The organism is Vicinamibacteria bacterium (assembly GCA_035620555.1).
Taxonomy (GTDB): domain Bacteria; phylum Acidobacteriota; class Vicinamibacteria; order Marinacidobacterales; family SMYC01; genus DASPGQ01.
This window is the reverse complement of the sequence record DASPGQ010000290.1, coordinates 1-2,786: the sequence shown is the minus strand read 5'-3', so window position 1 is coordinate 2,786 and position 2,786 is coordinate 1. Positions and strand designations below refer to the sequence as shown.

At 63.5% G+C, this 2,786-nt stretch carries 3 protein-coding genes; 2 read left to right on the top strand and 1 reads right to left on the bottom strand.

Annotation, left to right across the window (positions count from 1 at the left end; translation table 11 throughout):
- Window positions 1-1,438 (bottom strand): protein kinase (locus VEK15_11875; GenBank protein ID HXV61387.1); only part of this gene is annotated, 1,438 nt, incomplete at its 3' end.
- 328 nt (window positions 1,439-1,766) lie between these two features.
- Between VEK15_11875 and VEK15_11870 the strand changes: the two genes are divergently transcribed.
- Together VEK15_11870 and VEK15_11865 are read left to right on the top strand one after the other, a co-directional pair.
- Window positions 1,767-2,384: a transposase zinc-binding domain-containing protein gene (locus tag VEK15_11870; protein ID HXV61386.1), complete on the top strand. Its 618-nt coding sequence runs from the start codon at window positions 1,767-1,769 to the stop codon at window positions 2,382-2,384.
- Between the two features lie 50 nt (window positions 2,385-2,434).
- The gene (locus VEK15_11865) at window positions 2,435-2,779 is read left to right on the top strand and encodes a hypothetical protein (protein ID HXV61385.1); all 345 of its coding nucleotides are present in this window, start codon (window positions 2,435-2,437) and stop codon (window positions 2,777-2,779) included.
- The last annotated feature ends 7 nt before the right edge of the window (window positions 2,780-2,786 follow it).

The window sequence follows — 2,786 nt, the reverse complement described above, 5'->3', positions numbered from 1 at the left end:
AAACGCTCGCGAGGGCCGAAATACTCGTGGGACTCGTGGCGAAAACGATCGTGCCGTCCTGCATCCAGACGCCGGAGCCCCACCGGCTGCCTTCCAGCTCCTCCACCAGCGTGATGGGGTTTCCGCCCGCAAGCGAGATCTTCGCGAGCTCACCCGTCCCGGTGAAGAACGCGATCCACTTCCCGTCGGGCGAGAAGAACGGCTGGGTCGCCCCCGACGTCCCGGGGAGATCGCGCACGTCGAGCGTGGTCAGAGAACGGAGCTGAAGTTGGAACTGCGCGTCCCGTTCACCGGGCGGCAGATCCGGGTTGACCCCCGTGTACGCGATCTCCATACCGTCCGGGGAGATGGCGAGGATTCGGCAGGGAAAGCACATGCGGTCGGGAATCGCTCGGGTCTCGGGAACCATGACCGAGGAGCGTGTCGTCGGTCCGGCCGGAGCCGTGGCCGTGCGATCTCCCCACGTCAGCGTCAAAGCGGCGATGACCGCGCCGGCGATCGCGGCGACCCCCGCGGCGGGGAGAGCACGGGCGCGGGGCGTAGCATGGGCGTCGACTTGATCGACTGGGGACGTCCCGAAAGCACCCGAGATCGCGAGCCGCACATCCGCCATGTCCCGCACGCGCAGGTTCGCATCCTTCGTCAGACAGAGGCGCAGCACCTGACGAAGAGCGGGCGGTGTCTCCCGCGGCAAGTCCTCCCAGGCCGGCTCTTTCGCCAATACCCACGCGAGGGTCTCGGACACATCCTGGCCGGGGAAAGCCCGATGCCCCGTGAGCATCTCGTAAACGACGGCGCCAAACGCCCATACGTCGGTGCGGCGATCGACGGGCTTACCCTTCGCTTGCTCCGGGCTCATGTAGGGGGCGGTCCCCAGGATCACGCCCATCTCGGTTCCCTGTCGCGTGATGGTGGGCGACTGGGACAGCTCGGAGTCCGACCGGCGCGACCGCTCGCCCTCGATCGCCTTGGCGAGACCGTAGTCGAGCACTTTGACGGTGCCGTCTTCCTTGAGCTTGATGTTCGCGGGCTTCAGGTCGCGATGGATGACGCCGGCTTCGTGACCGGCCACGAGCGCTTTCGCCACCTGGTCCGCGAGCGTGACGACTTCCTCGACCGGGAGCGGACCTTCGGCGATACGCTCCGCGAGCGTCGGCCCTTCGACGAGCTCGAGGGCCAGGGCCTTCACGTCGTCCCCGTCTTCGAATCCGTAAATGCTCGCGATGTTCGGATGATTCAACGAGGCGAGGAGCTTGGCTTCTCTCTCGAAACGCGCGACGCGTTCCGGGTCGCCCGCGAGCTCTTCGGGGAGAACCTTGATGGCGACGTCGCGTCCGAGCTTGGTATCGCGTGCGCGGTAAACCTCGCCCATGCCGCCTCGACCGATGGATGACACGATCTCGTAGTGCGCGAGTTTCGCCCCTGCTGCCAGTGACATGGTTCTCCGAGGTGGGCGATTCTACCACCGGCCCCTGACAGCACCGAAGCGTGCGTCACGGAGCATGGTGTGCCGATGGGGGGAGTCTTCCCTTGGTGGGAGGCCTCGCCGGACACATGTCGGTCGTGCCGGCGGACGGAAGCGCCGAGCCAAAGGTTCTGTTTGCCGGGCGAACTCCGGTCTCAGGCGCTTGGACCCGAGACGGAAAGAGTCTCGTGTTCCACGACTTGGAGACCGCCGACAAGAGATGCTCACGTAAGCCTCACTTTTCCCGAGCCACGAGGGAGGGTTCCCGTGCTCGATTACGTCCTGATCCGCCATGGGCGTCATGGCGCTCACGCAAGCCTTCACGGCCGGGGTCGACGTCTGCTCAGCTCCATACCGTTACCGCCAGAGAAACCCACGCGCCACTCCCCTCTATCAACTCCTCGATGCTCACTACGACACCGTCAAGGGTAATTGGGAAGAGCGCTTCGAACGGCGATACGGCTTCTGGCGGGGATACTACGACACGGCCGTCGCCAGATATTATGACTGCGGCCTTTTCGAATCCGGCCTTCGCTCTTCGAGCTTCGGCCAGGCTCGCCGTAGCCTCGCGGAGGCGGCGGGTTTCGCCCGCGTCCGCTGCACCCAGTGTCCCAACGAGTTCCTGGTCGCTTTTTCCTGCAAGGGGCGGGGATTGTGTCCTTCGTGCGGGGCGAAGCGAGCGGCCATCTTCTCCGAGCTACTCAAGAGTCAGATTCTCGCCGATGTGCCACACGCCCAATGGGTCTTTTCCCTGCCAAAAATGCTTCGGCCCTATTCCCTCTACCATCGAGAGCTACTCGGTGATTTGGCGCGACTTGCCTACGAGACCGTCCACGAGATGATGCTCGCCGCCGTGGAAGTGGATGCGACAGACGCAAGGCCGGGCATGGTGGCCGTCATACAGACCTTTTTGCCGTGAGCGGCTCTTCGAAGAAGACCCGCAACATCTGATTCCTTCGAAGGAGTCCGATGGAGACGATTCCTGAGCCCAACAAACATCTCGTCCATTTTCATGGCGCCTACGCCAATCGTGTGCGGCGAATCTACCGAGAGCCCATTCGTCACGAAGAGCAGGGGCAAGTCAACCCGACTACCACGACCACCACCACCACCACTCGACGTGCCGCGAACAAACGATGGCGAGAGCTCATCTACCGAGTCTACGAGGTGGGTCCCCTGACCTGCGATCGATGTGGAGCCGAGATGAAAGTCCTCGCCCTCATCACCGAACACGAGGTCATTCACGGGATCCTCGACCACCGAGATAAGAACTCTCAACCTCGAGCTCCTCCGGCCCAAACATCGATTCATTGATAGATAC